Below are 20,769 nucleotides of genomic sequence, written 5' to 3'. Positions count from 1 at the left end.
GGGAAGATGCCTTCAACCGGAATCTGCTAAATCAGGGCTTGCGGGTTTTGCGTCCGGCCACCGTCTTGGCCTTGCCGGGCTTGGCGGGTGCACCGGGGATCGCCGAACTGGTGATGGACACCGGATCACTGGCAGGGAACGTATCCTCGAGGCCTTCCTCGAGTTCCTCTTCGGTGTCGGCCTCTTGATGCCGCTCATGTTCGAGCGAACGGACCGCCGCGGTTTTCGGAGATTTCGGCGCGGACTTCGACGGCATCGGCATTTCTCCCTCGACTTGTCGCCGCACAACGGACGTGGGCGGCAAACGTTCCGAGGTCAGCCGGCGGCGTCGCGGGCTCCCTCGGACAGGAAAGTAAAGACATAGTCCGAGAAGGAACGCCAGCACTCGACCCTGAAGGCGTCCTCGGCCGTGCGCAACAGCACGATCTCGGCCTTGCCCAGGATGGTGCGCGAAGCGGCGCCCACCGGGAAGGCCTCGAGCGACAGATCCTGCGGGCAGCCCGAATTGATCGCGGCTTCCGCCGCCGGACCGGTGACGGATATCGCGATGTTGCGATGTGAGATACCGACCGACGAGTGCAAGGCGGAAACCTCCGCGCAATCGGCGAGCGGGTCCTTGCCGGCCTCGTCGATGACAAGCCACTCGTCCGGCCCAAGCCACAGCGCCGTACGCCCGCCTTTCGACGCCGAGGTTTTCGGCTGCTTCGGCAAGGTCACGCCGAGCGCCTTCGACAGGGCGGGGACCGAAGCCTCCGGCGCACGCAGCGAAATGCGCTCGGCCGGTGGCAGCACTTCGACCTTGGCACCTGTTGCGGAGACGGTGCGCCCGGCCAATGCCGAACGCCGCTCTGCCGAGGGCGAAGCCGTCGCGGCCGTCCTTGCAGCAGCCTTAGCCATTGAGGCGCCCTCCCGTCTCGTCAAAGAACACCATCCCGGTAACCTCCACTTCGATCACCCCGTTCGGCATCGGCACGTAGAGCGTATCGCCCATCCGGTGACGTCCGCCGGCGACCAGCGCCAGTGCGATGGAACGGCCGCAATTCTGCGACCAATAGCTCGAGGTGACGTGGCCGATCATCTTCATCGGAATCGCCTGCTTCGGGTCCTCGACGATCTGGGCACCCTCTTCCAGCACCACCTTGGGGTCCTTGGTCTTGAGGCCGACCAGTTGCTTGCGGCCCTTGGCCACCAGATCCGGCCGCGCCATGCCCCTGATGCCGACGAAGTCGACCTTCTTCTTGCCGACCGCCCAGTCGAGACCGGCATCGTTTGGCGTGACCGTGCCGTCCGTATCCTGGCCGACGATGATGTAGCCCTTCTCGGCGCGCAGCACATGCATCGCCTCAGTGCCGTAAGCGGTGGCGTCATGCTTCTGGCCCTCGGCCCACAACGCTTCCCAGACCGCCTGGCCATAGTCGGCCGGCACGTTGACCTCGAAACCGCGCTCGCCGGTGAACGACATGCGGAACAGCCGTGTCGGCACGCCGCAGATCTTGCCTTCGCGCACCGACATATGCGGCAGCGCCTCGTCAGACATGTCGATGCCTTCGACCAAAGGCGCGATGATGTCGCGCGACTTCGGCCCTTGCACCGCAATCACCGCCCACTGTTCGGTGATCGAGGTCAGCCAGACATTGAGATGCGGGAACTCGGTCTGGAGGTAATCTTCCATGTGGTTCATGACACGCGGCGCGCCGCCGGTCGTCGTCGTCACATGGAAGCGGTCCGGCGCCAGCCGGCCGACGACACCGTCATCATAGATGAAGCCGTCCTCGCGCAGCATGATGCCATAGCGGCAGCGGCCTGGCTCCAGCTTCTCCCACGGGTTGGTGTAGAGCAGTTCCATGAACTTGGCCGCATCCGGGCCGACCACTTCGATCTTGCCGAGCGTCGATGCATCGAACAGCCCGGCCTGGTTGCGGACGGCGACGCATTCGCGGTCGACCGCCGCATGCATGTCCTCGCCGGCTTTCGGGAAGTACCAGGCGCGCTTCCACTGGCCGACATCCTCGAACACCGCGCCTTGCGCCTCGGCCCAGGGATGGATCGCGGTCTTGCGGGTCGGGTCGAAAAGCGGGCCGCGCGCATGGCTGACGATCGCGCCGAAGGTGACAGGTGTGTAGGGCGCGCGGAACGTGGTCAGCCCAACCTCGGGGATTGGCTTGCCCAGCGTCTCGGCGGCGATCGCCAGGCCGTGCATGTTGGAAGTCTTGCCCTGGTCGGTCGCCATGCCGTTGGTGGTGAAGCGCTTGACGTGCTCGATCGAGCGCATGCCCTCATGCACCGCCTGGCGGATGTCCTTGGCGGTGACGTCGTTCTGGAAATCGACGAAGGCCTTGACCGTCGTGTCCGGCCCGGCGCCGGGTGCCGCACCCAGCATGCCGCGCGACCAGCTCTCCGAGGCATCCACCTTCGGCTTGGTGCCCTTGGCTGTCTTGGCGCCGGCATCCTTGGCCGCCTTGGCGCCAGCCGCATAGGCCTCGTCGACCGTTGCCGACAGCCCGTCGGTGCCGTTGCAGGCGCCGACCGAAATGCAGTCCTGCGCGTAAGTGCCCGGCACGAAGCGCTTGGTCTCGTCATTGAAGGCGACCTTGCCGCGCGACTGCGAGAACAGATGCACAGACGGCGTCCAGCCCGCCGACATCAGGATCGCATCGACGGGAACAGTGCGTTCGCCGCCGCCATTCTTCGGCTGCACCGTCATCGACGACACGCGCAACTTGCCGCCGGCGCGGATCACCGCGCGACCGAAATTAATCTCGATGCCGAGCGCCCTCGCCTCGTCGATCACCGGGCCGGTCGGGTTGTCGCGCAAATCGACGATCGCCGCCACGTTGACGCCGGCCTTCTTCAGGTCGATCGCGGCCGCATAGGCCGAATCATTGGCGGTGTAGACGCCGACATTCCGTCCTACCGCGACACCGTAGTGGTTTAGGAAGGTGCGCGCCGCGCCCGCCAGCATGATGCCGGGCCGGTCGTTGTTGGCAAACACCATGTGGCGCTCGATGGCGCCGGAGGCCAGCACCACGCGCTTGGCGCGGACCTGCCAGAGCCGCTCGCGCGGCAGGTCGTGGCCGGGGGCCTTCAAATGATCGCTGACGCGCTCGACCAGGCCGACGAAATTCTGCGCGTAATAGCCGAACGCCGTCGTGCGCGGCAGCACGCGGACATTGTCCATCGCCCTCAGCCTGGCGATCGCCGCTTGCGCCCAGGCAAAGCCGTCCTGGCCGTCGATCTTGGCGCCGCTCTCGAAGCGCAGGCTGCCGCCGAATTCGGCCTGTTCGTCGGCGAGGATGACGCGCGCGCCGGTCTCTGCCGCGGCAAGTGCCGCCGCGATACCGGCCGCACCGCCGCCCAGCACCAGCACGTCACAATGCGCGTAGCGCGAGGAATAATGGTCGGGATCGGGCTTGTCGGGCGAAACGCCAAGGCCGGCGGCTTCGCGGATCTTCGGCTCGTAAAGGCTCTTCCAGGCGGCCTTCGGCCACATGAAGGTCTTGTAGTAGAAGCCGGCCGAAAACAGCGGCGATGCCAGGTCGTTGACGGCGCCGACATCGAAGGACAGTGACGGCCAGCGGTTTTGCGAATTGGCAGCGAGCCCGTCATAGAGCTCCTGCACGGTGGCGCGCACGTTAGGTGTCTTGCGCGCGTCATCACGCACGATCTGCACCAGCGCGTTGGGCTCTTCCGCGCCGGCCGACAGAATGCCGCGCGGGCGGTGATACTTGAACGAACGGCCGACCAGATGCACGCCGTTGGCCAGCAACGCCGAGGCCAGCGTGTCGCCCTCGATGCCGGTGTAGGACTGGCCGTCGAAGCTGAAGCGGGCGGTCTTGGCCTGGCTGAGGCGCCCGGCGCCGGAAATGCGCAACGCGCCGCTCATTTCGCAACTCCCGGCAGCTTGGAAGGCTTGGGCTCGCCGGCCTTGTAGGTCATGACGAACTTGTCGGTGACGGTGTCACGCACCGCGTTGAAGAAGCGCGCGCAGCCGTGCATGTGCCGCCAGCGCTCATAGATGATGCCCTTTGGGTTCGACCGGATGAAGAAGAACTTCTCGAAGTCGTCATCACTCTCGCCTGATATGTTGGCCGAGCGCGCTATATGCGCCTCGCCGGCGTTGCGGAATTCGAGCTCCGGGCGCTCTTCCTCGCAATAGGGGCAGCGGATGAGAAGCATCGTGTTTGATCCTACAATTCGCCGTGGCCGACGCGCGCGCCGGCGGGTTGATCGCAAAGCTTTTGGCCCATGGCCATGAACGGGGCGACGAGCCGCAGCCGCTCCTCGACGCTTGCCGCGGCACGAAACAGATCGCGGTTGGCCATGTTGCCGAGCGTCAATTGCAGCGGGTCGGTGGTGACGATCACGCCACGCGGCGTGAAGTCCTCGTCCTCATCCAGCTCGGGCGGCCGGCCTTCGAAGAACATCACCACTTTCTGGCCGCCACTCCAGACGCAGGTGAGCGTCCCCTCATCGACCGAAAACGGCCATCCGGCTTCGTTGCCGGCGCGCGCAATCGGCTGCAGCCGCACCTCCGCCACTGTCGGAAAATGGAACATGCCTTGTTCCCCCGCCAGCATCAGCGGCATAGCGACAGCCATCTGCGCCATCATCAGTGCGCCACCGCCGCCGCCGCCGCCTCGTCGATGAGGCGGCCGGTGCGGAAGCGTTCGATGGTGAAGGGCGCATTGATCGGATGCGGATCGTCCTTGGCGATGGTGTGGGCAAAGACATGGCCCGAGCCCGGCGTCGCCTTGAAGCCGCCCGTGCCCCAGCCGCAATTGACATAGAGGCCCGGCACCGGCGTCTTGGCCAGGATCGGCGAGCGGTCGGGCGTGACGTCGACGATGCCGCCCCACGAGCGCAGCATCTTCATGCGCGTGAAGATCGGGAACATCTCGCAGATGGCGTCGAGCGTGTGCTGGAGAATGTGAAGCCCGCCGGTCTGCGAATAGGAGACATACTGGTCGGTGCCGGCGCCGATCACCAGTTCGCCCTTGTCGGACTGCGAGATATAGGCGTGCACCGTGTTCGACATCACCACGCAAGGCACGACCGGCTTGATCGGCTCCGATACCAGCGCCTGCAGCGGATAGCTTTCCAGCGGCATGCGCACGCCAGCCATGTTCATGATGACGGAGGAATGGCCGGCGGCGACCACGCCGACTTTCTTGGCGCCGATGAAGCCGCGCGTCGTATCGACGCCCATGACCGCGCCATTGGCGGCCCGCTTGACGCCGGTGACCTCGCAGTTCTGGATGATATGGACGCCGCGAGCCGAAGCGCCGCGCGCATAGCCCCAGGCGACCGCGTCGTGGCGCGCCGTGCCGCCGCGGCGCTGCAAGGCGGCCCCGACGACCGGATAGCGCGCGTCCTTCGAGGTGTTGAGCGGCGGGCAGAATTCCTTGGCCTGCTCCGGCGTCAGCCATTCATTGTCGATGCCGTTCAGCCGGTTGGCGTGGACATGGCGCTTCAGCACCTGAATGTCGTGCACATTGTGCGCCAGCATCATGACGCCGCGCGCCGAATACATGACGTTGTAGTTGAGCTCCTGGGAGAGCCCGTCCCACAGCTTCAGCGCATGGTCGTAAATGCCGGCGCTCTCGTCATAGAGATAGTTGGAACGGATGATGGTGGTGTTGCGCCCGGTGTTGCCGCCGCCCAGCCAACCCTTTTCCAGCACCGCGACATTGGTGATGCCATGCACCGTGGCGAGATAATAGGCGGTGGCCAGGCCATGGCCGCCCGCGCCGACGATGATGACGTCGTATTCCTTTTTAGGCTCAGGCGAGGACCATTGCTCCTCCCATCCCTTGTGGCCGCGCATGGCCTCTCGGGCGATGGCGAATACAGAGTATTTCTTCACGGTCCAGCCTCGCAAATGGCAGCCGGGCGTTCATCATCAAGCCCCGGCGCGCGAGGTGTATCACTAGCGAAACGGCGCTGCTATCCTTGCGCTGTTTGCGACGGCGCTTGCCGTTTTGCGCCGCGCTGAAAAAGAGGTATCCCGCCTGGCTCCGATGATTGCCTTCAGTAACACTTCTCCCTGCCGGGGATTCGGAGAATGATGATGGGCAGCGCCTGGTGGAATCTGACATTGCGTTTCCTGCTGGAGATGGCCGCCCTGCTCGGCCTTGGCATGGCGGGCTGGCATTTCTCGGACGGAGCGTGGCGTTGGGTCCTGCCCATTGCCTTGCCGCTCGCCGCAGCCGCGGCATGGGGTACCTTCGCGGTCCTCAATGATCCGAGCCGTTCAGGCCGGGCACCGGTGCCTGTGCCGGGCGCTGTCAGGCTGGCGCTGGAATTCGTCGTCCTGTTCGGCGGCGCGGCGGGTTTCCATCTGGCAGGCCATGCCGCCACGGGCATCATCATGGCCGTGCTGATCGTCATCAGCTACGCGTTCTCGCTAGACCGTCTGGCATGGCTGCTTCGGCAATAGTTGGTGCAAACCTCTGCACGTATCGGGTGGCTGCTGTACCGCCAACCTGCGATCAAGCATCCGATCGCCGGCAAGGCTGGCGCGAAGGACAGGGATGCCCAGACATGCTCGCACTTTCCAACAAGATCGCCATCGTCACCGGTGCCAGTTCCGGCATCGGCCGCGCCACCGCCAAACTGTTCGCCGAGGAGGGCGCCAGGCTCGTCATTTCCGCCCGCCGCCAAACCGAGCTTGATGCGATCGCCGCCGAAATCGAGGATGCCGGCGGCACGGCCGTCGCTCTCGCCGGGGATGTCACCGACGAGACCTACGCGAAAGCCCTCGTCGAGCTGGCGGTCGGCAGCTTCGGTGGACTCGACATCGCGTTGAACAATGCCGGCCCTGTCGGACTGATGGGACCAGTCCCCGACATGTCGGCACAGACATGGCACGGGACGATAGACACCAATCTGACCAGCGCCTTTCTCGGCGCGAAGTATCAGATACCGGCCATGCTGGAGCGCGGCGGCGGCTCACTGATCTTCACGTCGAGCTTTGTCGGTTACACCGCCGGCATGCCGGGCATGGCCGCCTACGCCGCCGCCAAGGCAGGTCTGATCGGATTGACGCAGGTGTTGGCCGCCGAATACGGACCGAAGGGACTGCGCGTCAACGCGCTGCTGCCGGGCGGCACCGACACACCAGGCGCGACGACGACCACGCCCGAGGCACGCGCCTTCGTCGAGGGCCTCCATGCCCTGAAGCGCATGGCGCAACCGCAAGAGATCGCCCGCTCCGCGCTTTACCTGGCCTCCGACGCCTCGAGTTTCACCACGGGAACCGCGCTTTTTGCCGATGGCGGCGTGTCGATCAGCCGGACGTGAAGGATTTTTACGGGAACAGGCCTGTTCGTCGTTGTGACGCAGGCCGCCGGTCTTGCTTTTTCGGCGCGATTTGGCGATTCCGTTTCCTGTCGAAACGGGTCTTCTTGCCAAGACGGGTCCTGGAACCATGATGCTGATCCGAACCTATGTCGCGCAGAGCGCAATCGAAGGCGTCGGCATGTTCGCCGCCGAGCCGATCCGCAAGGGCGCCTCGATCTGGCGCCTCGATCCGGATTTCGATCGGCTGATCCCGATGGAAAAATACGAGGCGGCCTCGCCGCCCCTGAAGGAACTGCTCGACCGTTACGCCTATCCGAGCCCGGACAAGCCCGGCTTCATGGTCTATGAGGTCGACAATGGCCGCTTCATGAACCATTCGGCGACCCCGAACACCGATTTTTCGCGCTATGGCGGCGCCACCGCGACTCGGGATATCGCCGTCGGCGAGGAGATCACCTGTGATTACGGTGAGTTCTTCGAGGATTTCGAGCGGTTGCACCTGGCCACGGCGTAACGGCGCCCTATCTCCAGGCGACCGTGGCAATTTGGCTGCCGTCCGTCATTTCGACTGTGGACAGCGAGGCTTGATTCTGCTATCAGCCGCCACAATTCGTGGTGTCGAGCGCCGCGGAGGCTTGTGGCTATGGCTGCTTGCCTGTTGATATCAAACCCGAAAGACAGGATTGCCCGTGCAGGTACTCGTCCGCGACAATAACGTTGATCAGGCGCTTCGCGCGCTGAAGAAGAAGATGCAGCGCGAAGGCATTTTCCGCGAAATGAAGATGCGCGGCCACTACGAGAAGCCTTCCGAGAAGCGCGCCCGTGAAAAGGCCGAAGCCGTTCGCCGCGCCCGCAAGCTGGCCCGCAAGCGCGCACAGCGCGAAGGCCTGCTGCCGATGACCCCGCGTCCGGTTGCTGCTGGCGGTGCCGCCGGCGCAGCGCGTCCGCCGCGCTGATTATCGCCAATATTTCGTCCTTTTCGAAGGATACCAGGGTGGCGCGATGCGGAATCGCCGCCACCCTTTTATTTTGATTGTGACCCGGCCCGGAGGGGGAACCGGACCTGAACGACGGCGCAAGTGAGGACAGGGCAGACATGAACGCAACAAGCGTGGAGCGCGGAACCGCATTGCGTGGTTTCGCCCTGACAGCGGCCCTGCTTTCCGGACTGGTACTTGCCGGCTGCCAGACATCGGGCCCGGCCGGCGAATTCAACAACATCGACAAGGCGCAAGGGTCGAGCGAGAACATCTCCTCGCTGTCCGCTGTCATCCAGCGCAATCCCCAGGATCCCGAAGGCTACAATGTTCGTGGTTCGGCCTATGGTCGCGGCGGCCAGTACCAGGCGGCGCTCAAGGACTTCAACCAGGCCATCCAGCTCAATCCGAATTTCTATCAGGCCTATTCGAACCGCGCGCTGATCCAGCGCTTCCTCGGCAACCAGGAAGCGGCGCTGGCGGACTACAACCGCTCGATCCAGATCAACGGCAATTACGACGCCGCCTATATCGGCCGCGGCAATCTCTACCGCAAGGCGGGCCGCACCCAGGATGCCTTCAACGACTTCCAGAAAGCGATCCAGCTCGACACGACGGACGCCCGTGCCTACCACAATCGCGGCCTGATCTATCAGAGCCAGGGCCAGCACAAATTCGCCATCGAGGATTTCTCGACCGCCATCTCGCTGGCGCCGGATGCCGCCGAGCCCTACAACGGCCGTGGCCTCTCCTATCTGGCGACCGGCGACGAGGACAATGCCTTCTCCGACTTCAATATGGCCATCAAGCTCGATGGCCAGAACGCCGAGGCCTGGGCCAACCAGGCGCTGATCTACGAACGGCGCGGCGACAAGGCCAAGGCGGCGAAGGCCTATCGCGAGGCCGTGCGCCTCAACCCCAGCTACCAGCCGGCCAAGGACGGCCTCGCCCGCGTCAGCTGACACTGGCTCCGCAGGCCCGCGCCAAGCGCCCCACTGCATCATGTGCGTGTCCGAAAGGACACGCGGCGCGTCGGATCGCCATCAAACCGGCAACCCTGTGTTAACCGCGGTGGCAAGCCGTTAACCTTTGCCTTGTTCGCGCCAAGTTTTCAGCGGAACGGTCGCGGGACCCGAGACGTTATTGAAGACTGACTGCGAAAGGACCCTCCCATGATCAAGAAACTCGTCTGCGCCGCCGCCCTTGCAACGACCGTATTCGCCGCCGCCCCGGCCAGCGCCGGCAGGCTGCAACTCGGCACGCTCGACTGCACCATCGATGGCGGCACCGGCTATATCGTTGCGTCCAACAAGGGCGTGTCCTGCGTCTTCCGGCCCCATCATCACGGGCCGTCGGAAATTTATACCGGCGTCATCTCGAAGCTCGGTGTCGATGTCGGCAAGACGCACCAGGGCCAGCTCGTCTGGGCGGTTTTTGCCGCGACGCGCGACCGTGACGCGGGCGACCTTGCCGGTAGCTACTACGGCGTCAACGCCGAGGCGAGCGTCGTGACCGGCGGCGGCGCCAACCTGCTGGTCGGCGGCTTCGACAGCGCCTTCATGCTGGAGCCGCTCAGCGTCCAGGCGCAGACCGGCGTCAACCTCGCCGTGGCGGTGACCTCGCTGGAACTGATCCACTCGCTCAAATAAGAGGTTTGGAGCCTCGGCTCCAGACCCTTCACTCTACGGCGCGGAACCGGATAGGATGGTTCCGCGCCGTTTGATTTTTGGGGGACGCCATGCCGAGGACAGCCATCGCCGCTGCCATGATCGCAACCATGCTTGCCGGCACGGCACAGGCGCAAGACCAGGGCGTGGAGCTCGGCACGCTTGAATGCGCCATATCAGGCGGCACCGGCTTCATCTTCGGCTCGAGCAAGGATTTGAGCTGCACCTTCACCCCGGCCGACAAGAGCTTCGCGCCGGAAGCCTATTTCGGCGCCGTCAACAAATATGGCCTTGACATCGGCACGACCAAGCAGGCGGTGATGCGCTGGCTGGTGCTGACGCCGCTGAAGAACATCTACGCGCCGGGCGCATTGGCGGGTGACTATGTCGGCGCCAGCGCCGAAGTGACCGCCGCCGTCGGCGCCGGCGCCAATCTGCTGGTCGGCGGCTCCTCGCAGGCCTTCACCCTGCAGCCGCTCAGCCTGCAGACGCAGACCGGCATCAATCTCGCCATCGGCGTCAGCCAGTTCCAGCTGCGCAGCACCGAGAACTGATCGCCAGCGATCCATCCAGGACGACACTGGCCCAAACATATCTCGAAAAAATCGCTTGAGCTCAACTGAGGTTGAGGTTCTACAAGCCCGTCCCGTGCAAGGCCGCGTCTCGACGCGGCGCGCATGGTCCTGCCGGAAGCCTCGCGCTGGCCTCTGGCACCATGCGGCTGCAGCAAGATATGCAAAGCAGGGATGGACATGACTGAAATCAGCACAAAGAAGGTCGATTGGCGCGCCTTGTGGGCGAGCGGAGACCTCGCGCGCTTCTGCTTCATCAGCCTCGGCATCCTGCTGCACGCCACCAATGAGACGATGGTGGCGACGGTCATGCCGGCCATGGTCGGCGAACTGGCCGGCGTGCAACTCGTCGGCTGGTCGCTGGCGATCTACGAACTCGGCGCCATCGTCGCCGGTGCCGCGGCCGGACGGCTGGTCAGCTATGTGGCGCTGCGCACCAACATGGTGGTCGCTGCGCTACTTTACGCCGCCGGGGCGCTGATCTGCGCCGCCTCGCCTTCGATGCAATTGTTCCTGGCCGGCCGTCTGATCGAGGGGCTGGGCGGCGGCGCGCTGGTGTCGCTGGCCTTCGTCTCGGTCGAGCGGCTGTTTTCGCGTGCCATCTGGCCGCAGCTTTTCGGCATCATGTCGGCGATCTGGGGCGTCGCTGCCTTCAGCGGTCCCCTGCTCGGCGCTGTTATGACCGAATTGCTGTCGTGGCGCTGGGCCTTCGGCATCTTCACTCTCGGCGGCACCGCCATGGCGCTGGCAAGCTTCCTCGTGCTCGACACACCGGAAGCGACAAGGCCCAGCACCGGAGCCGGCAAGGCGCCGCCCTTCCCGTTCATGGCGCTTGGCTGCCTTGCCATCGCCGTGGTGCTGATTGCCTCGGCCGGCGTCGACATCGCCCTGTTGCGTTCCTCGCTGCTGATCGTGCTGGGCCTCGCCGGGCTGGCGTTGTTCTTCTACATCGACGCGCTGAAACCGCGCTCCCGGCTTTTCCCGGCGCGGCTGTTCTCGTGGCGCACGCCAGTGGGCGCCGGCATGACCATGGTCGCCGCCTTTTCCATCGCGACCTGCTCCTTCGGCGTCTACGGACCGCTGCTGCTGACCAGCCTGCACGACATTCCGCTGCTGACCACCGGCTACATCATCGCCGCCGAATCGATCGCCTGGTCGATCCTGTCGATCCTCGTCGCCAACGCGCCGCCGCGGCGCGAAAGGCTGATCATCGTCTGCGGCGCACTGATGATCGCGGCGGGCATCGCCGGCTTCGCCTACACGATACCGCTGGGCTCGATCCCGCTGATCCTGGTCTGCGCCCTGTTGCAGGGCGGCGGCTTCGGCATTTCCTGGCCGTTCCTGACCCGCGTCATCGTCGCCTCCGCCCCGGACGACGAGCAGACCATTGCCTCGGCCGCGGTGCCAACCATGCAGCGCATCGGCTATGCCGTGGGTGCCGCCCTTGCCGGCATCGTCGCCAATGCCAGCGGTTTTTCGCAGGGCCTCACCCATGACGCGGCCGCTGATGTCGCGAGCTGGCTGTTCCTTGCCTTCGTGCCGCTCGGCATTCTTGGCTGTCTCGCCGCCTTGCGGACATCGGCGGCGGCAAATCGGCCGCTCGCGGTCATCGGCTGACGCCGGTTCCGGCGGACGGGTTGTTCACTCGACGCGCAGGCGATAGCCGACACCGGTTTCGGTGGTGATGTAGCGCGGCTGGTCGGGGGTTTTTTCGATCTTCTGCCTGAGCTGGCGCACATAGACCCTGAGATACTGCACGTCGGTCGAATCGTCCCAGATCTGCTTCAGGATGAAGTGGTGGGTGAGCACCTTGCCGGCGTGCTGCACCAGGATGCGCAGTATGTCGTACTCCTTCGGCGAGAGCTTCACCTCCCGGTCCTCGACCCTGACGATGCGCTTGACCAGATCGACGCTGAGGTCTCCACTCTGGAAAACGGGCTTCTCGCCCTGTTGCTGGAACTTGTGCCGCAACGCCACGCGGATGCGGGCCACCAGTTCGTTCATGCCGAACGGCTTGGTGACATAATCGTCGGCGCCGAGTTCGAGCGCGCTGACGATGCCGGCCTCGTCGGTGCGGCTGGAGAGGATGACGACAGGAATGTCGATGCCCCCGTCACGCCATTGGCGCAGGAGGTCATGCCCCCCCATGCCGGGCAGGCCGAGATCGAGCAACACCAGGTCGGGCTTTTCCTGTTCGATCAGCTCGATCGCCACCTTGGCGTTCGGCGCCTCGCTGACCGCGTAACCCTGGCTGGCGAGGCCGACCCGCAGCAGCTTGCGGATCGGCGGCTCGTCATCGACAACCAGTATCCTGACATTGGAATTGGTCATCGAGGCTGATCCTCGCCGGGCTCGTCGCCGCCATTGCCGACATCGGGCAATTCCGCCGGCACCGGCATCCGGATGGTGAAGGCGCCACCGGAGCGGTCGGTCCGGTTGGCGGCCGTGATCGTGCCGCCCATCGCCTCGACGAAGCCACGGCAGATCGACAGGCCGAGCCCGGTGCCGGCGCGCACCTGATCACCCTTGCGCACCCGGTAGAAAGTGTCGAACACGCGTTCAAGGTCCTGCGCCGGAATGCCCGGCCCCTCATCCATGATCTGCACGACGACGGAGCCATTGTCGGTCCATCCCTGGACGCGGATCGTCGAGCCGGGCGGCGAATATTTCGAGGCATTGTCGAGAAGGTTGAACAGGACCTGCTCGAACAGCACGGGATCAAGCCTAAGCATCGGCAAGTCGGGCGGAATATCGACCTCGATCTTGTGTTCGCTGGTGATCTTGCGGGCGCGGTCGAGCGCCGTGCCGACGATATCGCCGAGATAGTGGAGGGCGTAGTTCGGCTCCATCGCACCGGACTCGATCTTGGTCATGTCGAGCAGGTTGGCGATGAAGCGGTTCAGCCGTTCCGATTCGTCGATCACCGCCGACAGAAGCTCCACCCTGTCCTGCTCGGGCAGATCAGGCGCGAACTCCTTGAGTGTGCCGGCCGCTCCCATGATGGCCGCGAGCGGCGTCTTCAGGTCATGCGAAATCGAGGTCAGCAGGGCCGAACGCAACCGGTCGGCTTCGGCGGCGAGCTTGGCGCGGTCGACATCGGCGACGAGCTGGACGCGTTCGATCGCCACCGCCGCCTGATCGGCCAGCGCGTCGAGCAGCCGCTGCTGTTCGGGCGTCAAAAGCGGACCTTGCTTGTCATTGTCGAGGCCGACGACACCGATTGCCGTGCGCCCCGTGCGCAAGGGGAGATAGAGGCGCTTGGCGCCGGGCAGCGTGTCGGCGCCGCGTCCCGCGGCACGGTTGTGCTCCCAGGCCCAGCGGGCGGCGGCGATGTCGGCCTCGGCCAGCGTGTCGTCGGGCGGATAGCCTGCCTTGACCGTGATCGTGCCGTCTTCCGGCAGCAGCAGCACCACGCGCAGCTTCAGCATCGAGGCGATCTGGAAGGCGGTGGCCCAGAGCACGTCGTCGAGCGTGCCGGCGCCGGCGAGCTTCTTGGAGAAGAGATAGATGTCCTCGGTTGCCCGCGCTCGCGAGCGGGCGGCGGCGGCCTGACGCTGCACGCGCGCGGTGAGATTGCTGGCGATCACCGCGACGGCAAGGAAGACGGCGAGCGCGACGATGCTCTCCGGATCCCGGATCGTCAGCGTGTAGCGCGGCTCGAGGAAGAAATAGTTGAAGGCCAGCGCGCTCAGGAAGCAGGCATAGAGCGCCGGCCACAGGCCGCCCGCCACCGCCGACGTCAGCACTCCGAGCAGGAAGACGATCGCCAGGTTGCGGACATCGAGAAACTGGTCGAGCGCCGTGGTGACCGCCAATGAACCGGCGACATAGGCGGTGGCGAGCAGATAGGGCCAGACCTGGAACTGCCTCTGCTCGGCCGCCGCCTTGACCCGCCTTGCCGACGCCTCGGTTTCGCGCTCGGTGCCCGAGATGACATGGACGCTGATGTCGCCGGCGTTGCGGATCAGATCATAGGTGAGCGACCCCTCGATAAGTTCCCGCCAGCGCGACCGGGTCGGCCTGCCGACGACGATGTGGGTGAAATTGTTCGCCGTCGCATGGCGCACGATGTCCTGCGCGACGCTCTGTCCCGGAATGGTCGTCACCTCGGCGCCGAGCTGCTCGGCGAGGCGCAGGAGCGTGGCGAGCCTGTCCTTGTCGTCCTCGGACATGCCGGCCGAGCGCGGCGTGTCGACATGAAGCGCCGTCCATGGCGCACGAAGCCTGTCGGCCAGCCTGCGTGCATAGCGAATGCGGGCTGCCCCGCCTGGACGCGCATCGACGCAGACGAGCACCCTTTCGCCCGCCGCCCACGGACCCTGGATGGCGTGGGACTGCATGTGGTTGAGCAACTGTTCGTCGACGCGCTGGGCGGTACGGCGCAGCGCCAGTTCCCGCAACGCCGTCAGATTGCCTGGCGAAAAATAGTTCTCGACGGCACGCTGCGCCGTGTTGGGGAAATAAACCTTCCCCTCCTCCAGCCGCTTGATCAGGTCGTCGGGCGTCAGATCGATGATTTCAACATCGTCGGCCCGGTCGATGATGGAATCGGGAACGGTCTCGCGCACCCGGACCCGGGTGATCTGGGCGACGACGTCGTTCAGGCTTTCGACATGCTGGATGTTGAGCGTCGTATAGACGTCTATGCCCCGCGCCAGGATTTCCTGGACGTCGAGGTAGCGCTTGGGGTGGCGGCTGCCGGGCGCATTGGTGTGGGCGAGTTCGTCGACCAGGACCAGCGCCGGACGCCGGGCAAGGATGGCGTCGATGTCCATCTCGTCGAGGACACGCCCCTTATAGTCGACCTTGCGGCGGGCAATGACTTCATACCCCTCGACCAGGGCCTGGGTTTCCTTGCGGCCATGCGTCTCGACCACGCCGATCACCACGTCGACGCCGTCGGCCAGCCTGGCACGGCCCGACATCAGCATCTCGTAAGTCTTGCCGACACCAGGTGCCGCGCCCAGGAATATGCGCAGACGGCCGCGCCCTTCCCGCTCGGCATGCTCGAGCAGCGCGTCGGGGGATGGTCTGTTTTCGACGTTGCTTCTGTCGTCCGGCATCGGGTCCGATCATGAATGGCGCCGGGGACCGTGTCGATCCCCGGCGCCTGCCATCAACTATTTCGCTGCATCCAGCGCCAGGTTGAGAGCCAGCACATTGACCGCCGGCTCGCCGAGCACGCCCAGTTCCCGGTCCTCGACCTGGCCGTCGACGAGCGCCTTGACCTTGGCCTCGTCGATGCCCCTGGCCTTGGCCACGCGCGGAACCTGGAAATAAGCGGCCTGCGGGCTGATCTGCGGATCAAGGCCGCTGCCGGATGTGGTCACAAGGTCCATCGGCACCGGCGCGTTCGGATTTTCCGCCTTCAGCTTCTCGGCATCGCCCTTGATGCGCTCGATGAGCTTCGGGTTGGTCGGGCCGAGATTGGAACCGCCTGAGGCGCCGGCATCATAGCCATTGCCCGCGGCCGAAGGCCGTCCGTGGAAATATTTGTCGCTGGCGAAGGCCTGGCCGATCAGGTCGGAGCCGATTACCTTGCCGTCCTTCTCGACCAGGCTGCCATTGGCCTGGCGCGGGAACAGCGTCTGGGCGATACCGGTCATGCCGATGGGATAGACGAGCCCGGTCAGCACGGTGAAGAAAACGATCATGATGATCGCGGGTCTGATTTGCTTGAGCATCGGAACGATCCTTATGCAAGGCCAAGGGCGGTGACCGCCATGTCGATTATCTTGATGCCGGCGAACGGCACGACGATGCCGCCGAGGCCGTAGACGAGAAGATTGCGGCTGAGCAGCGCACCGGCGCCGATCGCCCGGTACTTCACACCGCGCAGCGACAACGGGATCAGCGCGATGATGATCAGCGCGTTGAAGATGATGGCCGACAGGATGGCGCTCTGCGGCGTCGCCAGGTGCATGATGTTGAGCGCCTGCAGCGGGCCGGTCGTCTGGCCGGGCGCGACGTAGAAGACGGCGAACATGGCCGGGATGATGGCGAAGTACTTGGCGACGTCATTGGCGATGGAGAAGGTCGTCAGCGAACCGCGCGTCATCAACAGCGCCTTGCCGATTTCGACGATCTCGATCAGCTTGGTCGGATCGCTGTCCAGATCGACCATGTTGCCGGCCTCGCGGGCGGCGACCGTGCCGGTGTTCATGGCCACGCCGACATCGGCCTGCGCGAGTGCTGGCGCGTCGTTGGTGCCGTCACCGCACATGGCGACCAGCTTGCCCTTGGCCTGCTCGTCACGGATCAGCTTCAGCTTGTCCTCGGGCGTCGCCTGGGCGAGGAAGTCGTCGACGCCGGCTTCCGCCGCGATGGCTGCCGCCGTCATCGGATTGTCGCCGGTGATCATCACCGTGCGGATGCCCATGCTGCGCAGTTCGGCGAAGCGCTCGCGGATACCGCCCTTGACGATATCCTTCAGGTGGACGACGCCGAGCAGGCGCCCGTCCCGCTCGACCGCCAACGGCGTACCGCCCGATTTGGCGACCTCGTCGGCGATCACCTGCAGGTCGCGCACGGTATCGCTTCCGGGCCGTATGCCATGCGTGGCCGATGTCGGCTGGCTGACATAGGTCAGGATCGAATCGACCGCGCCCTTGCGTACCGAAGAGCCTTCTATGTCAACGCCGCTCATGCGGGTCTGCGCCGTGAAAGGCACGAACGTGGCATGCAACGTCGCCATGTCGCGGGCACGGATGGCATATTTCTCCTTGGCCAGCACCACGATCGAGCGGCCTTCCGGCGTCTCGTCGGCGAGCGAGGCAAGCTGTGCCGCGTCGGCCAGTTCCTGCTCGCTGACGCCCTTGACCGGGCGGAATTCCGTCGCCTGGCGATTGCCGAGCGTGATCGTGCCGGTCTTGTCGAGCAGCAGCGTATCGACATCACCGGCGGCTTCCACGGCGCGGCCCGACATGGCCAGCACATTGAAGCGCACCAGGCGGTCCATGCCGGCAATGCCGATGGCTGACAGCAGCGCGCCGATCGTGGTCGGGATCAGCGTCACGAACAGGGCGACGAGCACGGTCACCGAAATGTAGCCACCCGAGTAGGAGGCAAAGCTCGGGATCGTTGCGGTGGCCAGCACGAAGATCAGCGTCATGCCGACGAGCAGGATGTTGAGCGCGATCTCGTTCGGCGTCTTCTGGCGCTCGGCGCCTTCGACCAGCGAGATCATGCGATCGAGGAAAGTATGGCCGGCGGCGGCGGTGATGCGCACGCGGATCCAGTCGGACAGCACCTGCGTGCCGCCGGTGACCGCCGAGCGGTCGCCGCCGGATTCGCGGATCACCGGCGCGGACTCGCCTGTGATCGCCGCCTCGTTGACCGACGCGACGCCTTCCACCACCTCGCCGTCGGACGGGATGATGTCGCCGGCCTCGACCAGCACGATGTCGCCGACCTTCAGACCGGTGCCGGGCACCAGCTTGAACCTGGTGCGATCCTCGCCCGTCAAAAGCTTGGCCTGGGTTTCCGTGCGCGCCTTGCGCAGCGAATCCGCCTGCGCCTTGCCGCGCCCTTCGGCGACGGCCTCGGCGAAATTGGCAAACAGCACCGTGAACCACAGCCAGATGATGATCTGCAGCGTGAAGCGCAGATCGCCGCCGCCGGTGACGAGGTCCTTGACGAACAGCACCGATGTCAGCGCCGACACGACGGCGACGACGAACATCACCGGATTGCGCGCCAGCGTGCGCGGATCGAGTTTGCGGAAGGCACCGCCAATGGCAGGCCACAGGATGCGGGCATCCATGATGCTCGCTGATTTTGACTGGCTCATTTTGAAGCTCCGGCTTCAGTGTTGGTGTGCGGCGCCGATTGGTCGGATGCCGAAAAAAGATGGGGAAGCCCGTAGGCCAGCAGCCAAAGCGCGATCATGGCGCCGGCAAGTCCGAGAAAGGTCGACATGGTCGGGAAAGGAGGCGGCAGCCCCTCCTTCCCCGGTTCGGGCCGATGCCTGACATGGCGGCGCTTGTTGCTGAACCAGGACATGGCTACCTCAGAATGTCTGTCCATGGATCATCGCCAGGTGCTCGACAACAGGTCCGACGGCAAGGGCCGGGAAGAAAGTCAGTCCGCCGACGATGACGATGACGCCGACCAGCAGCCCGACGAACAGCGGACTATCGGTCGGGAAAGTGCCGGCCGAGGCGGGCACGGTCTTCTTCGCCGCCAACGCGCCGGCGATGGCGAGCGCCGGGATGATGACCAGGAAACGGCCCATTAGCATGCCGATGCCGATGGTGATGTTGTACCAGGCCGTGTTGCCGGTGAGGCCGCCGAAGGCCGAGCCGTTATTGGCCGCCGCCGAGGTGTAGGCGTAGAGAATTTCGGAGAAGCCGTGCGGCCCGCCATTGGCGATCGAGGCCACCGCGCTCGGCAGCACCACCGCGATGGCCGTGAAGACCAGCATCGCCAGCGGCAGGCACAGTATGGCCAGCATCGCCATCTTGACCTCCTTGGCCTCGATCTTCTTGCCGAGATATTCGGGCGTGCGGCCGACCATCAGGCCGGCGACGAAGACGGCAATCAGAATGAACATCAGCATGCCGTAGAAGCCGGCGCCGACACCGCCGACGATGACCTCGCCGAGTTGCATGTTGATGAGCGGGATCATGCCGCCAAGCGCGGTGAACGAGTCATGCATGGCGTTGACCGCGCCGCAGGAGGCGGCCGTGGTGATGACGGCGAACAGCGCCGACAAGGCGATGCCGAAACGGGTCTCCTTGCCTTCCATGTTGCCGCCGTCGATGCCCAGCGCGTGCACCAGCGGATTGCCCGCGGCTTCCGCCCAGTAGCAGACGGCGACGCCGGCGATGAACAGCACGCCCATCGAGGCAAGGATCGCCCAGCCCTGGCGCTGGTTACCGACCATGCGGCCGAAGACGTTGGTCAAGGCAGCGCCGACGACGAAGATCGACAGCATCTGGATCAGGTTGGAGATGGCGTCGGGGTTCTCGAAGGGATGTGCCGCATTGGCATTGAAGAACCCGCCGCCATTGGTACCGAGCATCTTGATGGCGACCTGCGAGGCGACCGGGCCGAGCGCGATCGTCTGCCTGGCGCCTTCGAGCGTGGTGGCATCGACATAAGGCCCGAGCGTCTGCGGCATGCCGAGCCAGACATAGACAAGGGTGAGCACGATGCAGAGCGGCAAAAGCACGTAGAGCGTGGCGCGCGTCATATCGACCCAGAAATTGCCGATCGATTTTCCCGAAGCGCGGGCAAATCCACGGATCAGCGCGATGGCGATGGCGATGCCGGTGGCCGCCGAAACGAAATTCTGGACCGTCAGGCCGGCCATCTGCACGAGGTAGGACATCGTGCTTTCGCCGCCGTAGTTCTGCCAGTTGGTGTTGGTCATGAAGCTGGCGGCGGTGTTGAAGGCGAGCGCCGGGTCGACCGCGCTCATGCCGGCCGGATTGTAGGGCAGGCTGCCTTGCATGCGCTGCAGGAAGTAGAGCACCAGGAAGCCCGCCAGGTTGAACAGCAGCAGGGACACCGCATATGTGGTCCAGTGCTGTTCCTCACGATCGCTGGTTCCGCAAATGCGGTAGAGTCCGCGCTCGAGCGGGCCGAGGACCGGCGAAAGCGGCGTGCGATCGCCGTTGAAGACGCGGTGCATGTAGCCGCCGAGCGGCTTCACCAGCAAAACGAGGATCCCGCAGAAGATGAGGATCTGTATCCATCCGTTTATGGTCATGATGTAGCTTCCGTGCACCGGTGGACTAGAAACGCTCTGGGCGAATGAGGGCGTAGGTCAGGTAAGCGAGCAGGAACAAGGTGACGCCGCCACCGAGGATGTAGTCGACAAGCATGGTTCGATCCTTCCGCTTAAATTCTGCCGCAGGCTCTGACGTAGGCGAGGGACACGGCGAAGAACAAAACTCCGATCCCGAGCATGATAATGTCCATTTTGCCTGTTCCTTGTGCTTTGTACTTCGTGCCTTCCTGGAAAGGCTCGCAATACCATGACAACCCCCGCCGCATGTTCATTGACGTGGCACCAAATCTTGGTCGTGCGAATATGGACCCGATCGCCATAAAGGTTCGAGACGGCGCGGGGCGCAAAGAAATAGGAATTTTATAAAGGTTTCCCGCGCGGGCTCGATTGCCCGGCCGGGGTCTGTCGGCAGTGGGCGGCCTCAGCGAGAGCAGGCGCCCCGCGACCACGGCGCGCCCGGAAAGCTTGCCCTTGTTTGTTGGAACTCCTGACCGGCCCACATCAGGTTCCCGGTCCACCAG

Annotated in this window: 21 protein-coding genes; 8 read left to right on the top strand and 13 right to left on the bottom strand. The window is 64.8% G+C overall.

Annotated elements, in window-relative coordinates; translation table 11 throughout:
- Nucleotides 1–31: 31 nt before the first annotated feature.
- From EN845_RS08650 to EN845_RS08625, 6 genes are read right to left on the bottom strand one after another with little or no spacing between them, the layout of a single operon-like run.
- Nucleotides 32–262: a hypothetical protein gene (locus tag EN845_RS08650; RefSeq protein WP_348631094.1), complete on the bottom strand. Its 231-nt coding sequence runs from the start codon at nt 260–262 to the stop codon at nt 32–34.
- A gap of 53 nt (nt 263–315) precedes the next feature.
- Nucleotides 316–897 (bottom strand): sarcosine oxidase subunit gamma, encoded by a 582-nt coding sequence (locus tag EN845_RS08645; protein WP_127279072.1) that lies wholly within the window; start codon nt 895–897, stop codon nt 316–318.
- Nucleotides 890–3,883 carry a sarcosine oxidase subunit alpha gene (locus EN845_RS08640; protein WP_127869943.1) on the bottom strand — a complete coding sequence of 998 codons (2,994 nt, stop codon included), beginning with the start codon at nt 3,881–3,883 and terminating at the stop codon, nt 890–892. The genes EN845_RS08645 and EN845_RS08640 overlap by 8 nt, the downstream gene beginning before the upstream one ends.
- Nucleotides 3,880–4,176 (bottom strand): sarcosine oxidase subunit delta, encoded by a 297-nt coding sequence (locus EN845_RS08635; RefSeq protein WP_015315781.1) that lies wholly within the window; start codon nt 4,174–4,176, stop codon nt 3,880–3,882. The genes EN845_RS08640 and EN845_RS08635 overlap by 4 nt, the downstream gene beginning before the upstream one ends.
- A gap of 11 nt (nt 4,177–4,187) precedes the next feature.
- Nucleotides 4,188–4,610: a hypothetical protein gene (locus EN845_RS08630; protein ID WP_127279075.1), complete on the bottom strand. Its 423-nt coding sequence runs from the start codon at nt 4,608–4,610 to the stop codon at nt 4,188–4,190.
- Nucleotides 4,610–5,863 carry a sarcosine oxidase subunit beta gene (locus tag EN845_RS08625; RefSeq protein ID WP_127869944.1) on the bottom strand — a complete coding sequence of 418 codons (1,254 nt, stop codon included), beginning with the start codon at nt 5,861–5,863 and terminating at the stop codon, nt 4,610–4,612. Before EN845_RS08625 ends, EN845_RS08630 begins: the two co-directional genes overlap by 1 nt.
- A 198-nt stretch (nt 5,864–6,061) precedes the next feature.
- Between EN845_RS08625 and EN845_RS08620 the strand changes: the two genes are divergently transcribed.
- The 8 genes from EN845_RS08620 (at nt 6,062) to EN845_RS08585 (ending at nt 12,132) form a co-directional block, all read left to right on the top strand.
- Nucleotides 6,062–6,436 (top strand): YrdB family protein, encoded by a 375-nt coding sequence (locus tag EN845_RS08620; RefSeq protein ID WP_245511690.1) that lies wholly within the window; start codon nt 6,062–6,064, stop codon nt 6,434–6,436.
- Between the two features lie 104 nt (nt 6,437–6,540).
- On the top strand, nt 6,541–7,299 hold the full coding sequence (locus EN845_RS08615) for an SDR family oxidoreductase (protein ID WP_127869945.1): 759 nt from the start codon (nt 6,541–6,543) through the stop codon (nt 7,297–7,299).
- Nucleotides 7,300–7,426: 127 nt separating this feature from the next.
- On the top strand, nt 7,427–7,813 hold the full coding sequence (locus EN845_RS08610; RefSeq protein ID WP_127275460.1) for an SET domain-containing protein-lysine N-methyltransferase: 387 nt from the start codon (nt 7,427–7,429) through the stop codon (nt 7,811–7,813).
- Nucleotides 7,814–7,988: 175 nt separating this feature from the next.
- Nucleotides 7,989–8,255, top strand: coding sequence for a 30S ribosomal protein S21 (gene rpsU, locus EN845_RS08605; protein WP_010911429.1), 267 nt, complete (start codon nt 7,989–7,991; stop codon nt 8,253–8,255).
- Between the two features lie 140 nt (nt 8,256–8,395).
- A complete protein-coding gene (locus EN845_RS08600) occupies nt 8,396–9,238 on the top strand; it encodes a tetratricopeptide repeat protein (protein WP_127275461.1) in 843 nt (280 codons plus the stop codon).
- A gap of 210 nt (nt 9,239–9,448) precedes the next feature.
- Nucleotides 9,449–9,925 (top strand): DUF992 domain-containing protein, encoded by a 477-nt coding sequence (locus EN845_RS08595; RefSeq protein ID WP_127275462.1) that lies wholly within the window; start codon nt 9,449–9,451, stop codon nt 9,923–9,925.
- A gap of 89 nt (nt 9,926–10,014) precedes the next feature.
- A complete protein-coding gene (locus EN845_RS08590; RefSeq protein ID WP_127275463.1) occupies nt 10,015–10,497 on the top strand; it encodes a DUF992 domain-containing protein in 483 nt (160 codons plus the stop codon).
- Nucleotides 10,498–10,695: 198 nt separating this feature from the next.
- Entirely contained in the window at nt 10,696–12,132 is a 1,437-nt protein-coding gene (locus tag EN845_RS08585) for an MFS transporter (protein WP_127869946.1), read from the top strand.
- A 24-nt stretch (nt 12,133–12,156) separates the two neighbouring features.
- Here the strand turns inward: EN845_RS08585 and EN845_RS08580 are convergent, their stop codons facing one another.
- Genes EN845_RS08580 through kdpF form a run of 7 tightly spaced genes read right to left on the bottom strand, consistent with a single transcriptional unit; the run spans nt 12,157 to nt 20,342 of the window.
- A complete protein-coding gene (locus EN845_RS08580) occupies nt 12,157–12,846 on the bottom strand; it encodes a response regulator transcription factor (RefSeq protein WP_127869947.1) in 690 nt (229 codons plus the stop codon).
- Nucleotides 12,843–15,578, bottom strand: coding sequence for a sensor histidine kinase KdpD (locus EN845_RS08575; RefSeq protein ID WP_127869948.1), 2,736 nt, complete (start codon nt 15,576–15,578; stop codon nt 12,843–12,845). The genes EN845_RS08580 and EN845_RS08575 overlap by 4 nt, the downstream gene beginning before the upstream one ends.
- A gap of 57 nt (nt 15,579–15,635) precedes the next feature.
- The gene (gene kdpC, locus EN845_RS08570) at nt 15,636–16,199 is read right to left on the bottom strand and encodes a potassium-transporting ATPase subunit KdpC (RefSeq protein ID WP_127869949.1); all 564 of its coding nucleotides are present in this window, start codon (nt 16,197–16,199) and stop codon (nt 15,636–15,638) included.
- Between the two features lie 11 nt (nt 16,200–16,210).
- Nucleotides 16,211–18,304, bottom strand: coding sequence for a potassium-transporting ATPase subunit KdpB (gene kdpB, locus EN845_RS08565; protein WP_127869950.1), 2,094 nt, complete (start codon nt 18,302–18,304; stop codon nt 16,211–16,213).
- Nucleotides 18,301–18,540 carry a hypothetical protein gene (locus EN845_RS08560; protein ID WP_245511688.1) on the bottom strand — a complete coding sequence of 80 codons (240 nt, stop codon included), beginning with the start codon at nt 18,538–18,540 and terminating at the stop codon, nt 18,301–18,303. The genes kdpB and EN845_RS08560 overlap by 4 nt, the downstream gene beginning before the upstream one ends.
- Entirely contained in the window at nt 18,524–20,227 is a 1,704-nt protein-coding gene (gene kdpA, locus EN845_RS08555; RefSeq protein ID WP_127869951.1) for a potassium-transporting ATPase subunit KdpA, read from the bottom strand. The genes EN845_RS08560 and kdpA overlap by 17 nt, the downstream gene beginning before the upstream one ends.
- Nucleotides 20,228–20,252: 25 nt before the next feature.
- The gene (kdpF, locus tag EN845_RS08550; RefSeq protein WP_015315765.1) at nt 20,253–20,342 is read right to left on the bottom strand and encodes a K(+)-transporting ATPase subunit F; all 90 of its coding nucleotides are present in this window, start codon (nt 20,340–20,342) and stop codon (nt 20,253–20,255) included.
- Nucleotides 20,343–20,769: the final 427 nt, after the last annotated feature.

The organism is Mesorhizobium sp. M8A.F.Ca.ET.202.01.1.1 (assembly GCF_004791595.1).
Taxonomy (GTDB): Bacteria; Pseudomonadota; Alphaproteobacteria; order Rhizobiales; family Rhizobiaceae; genus Mesorhizobium.
This window is presented reverse-complemented; position numbering and strand designations above follow the sequence as displayed.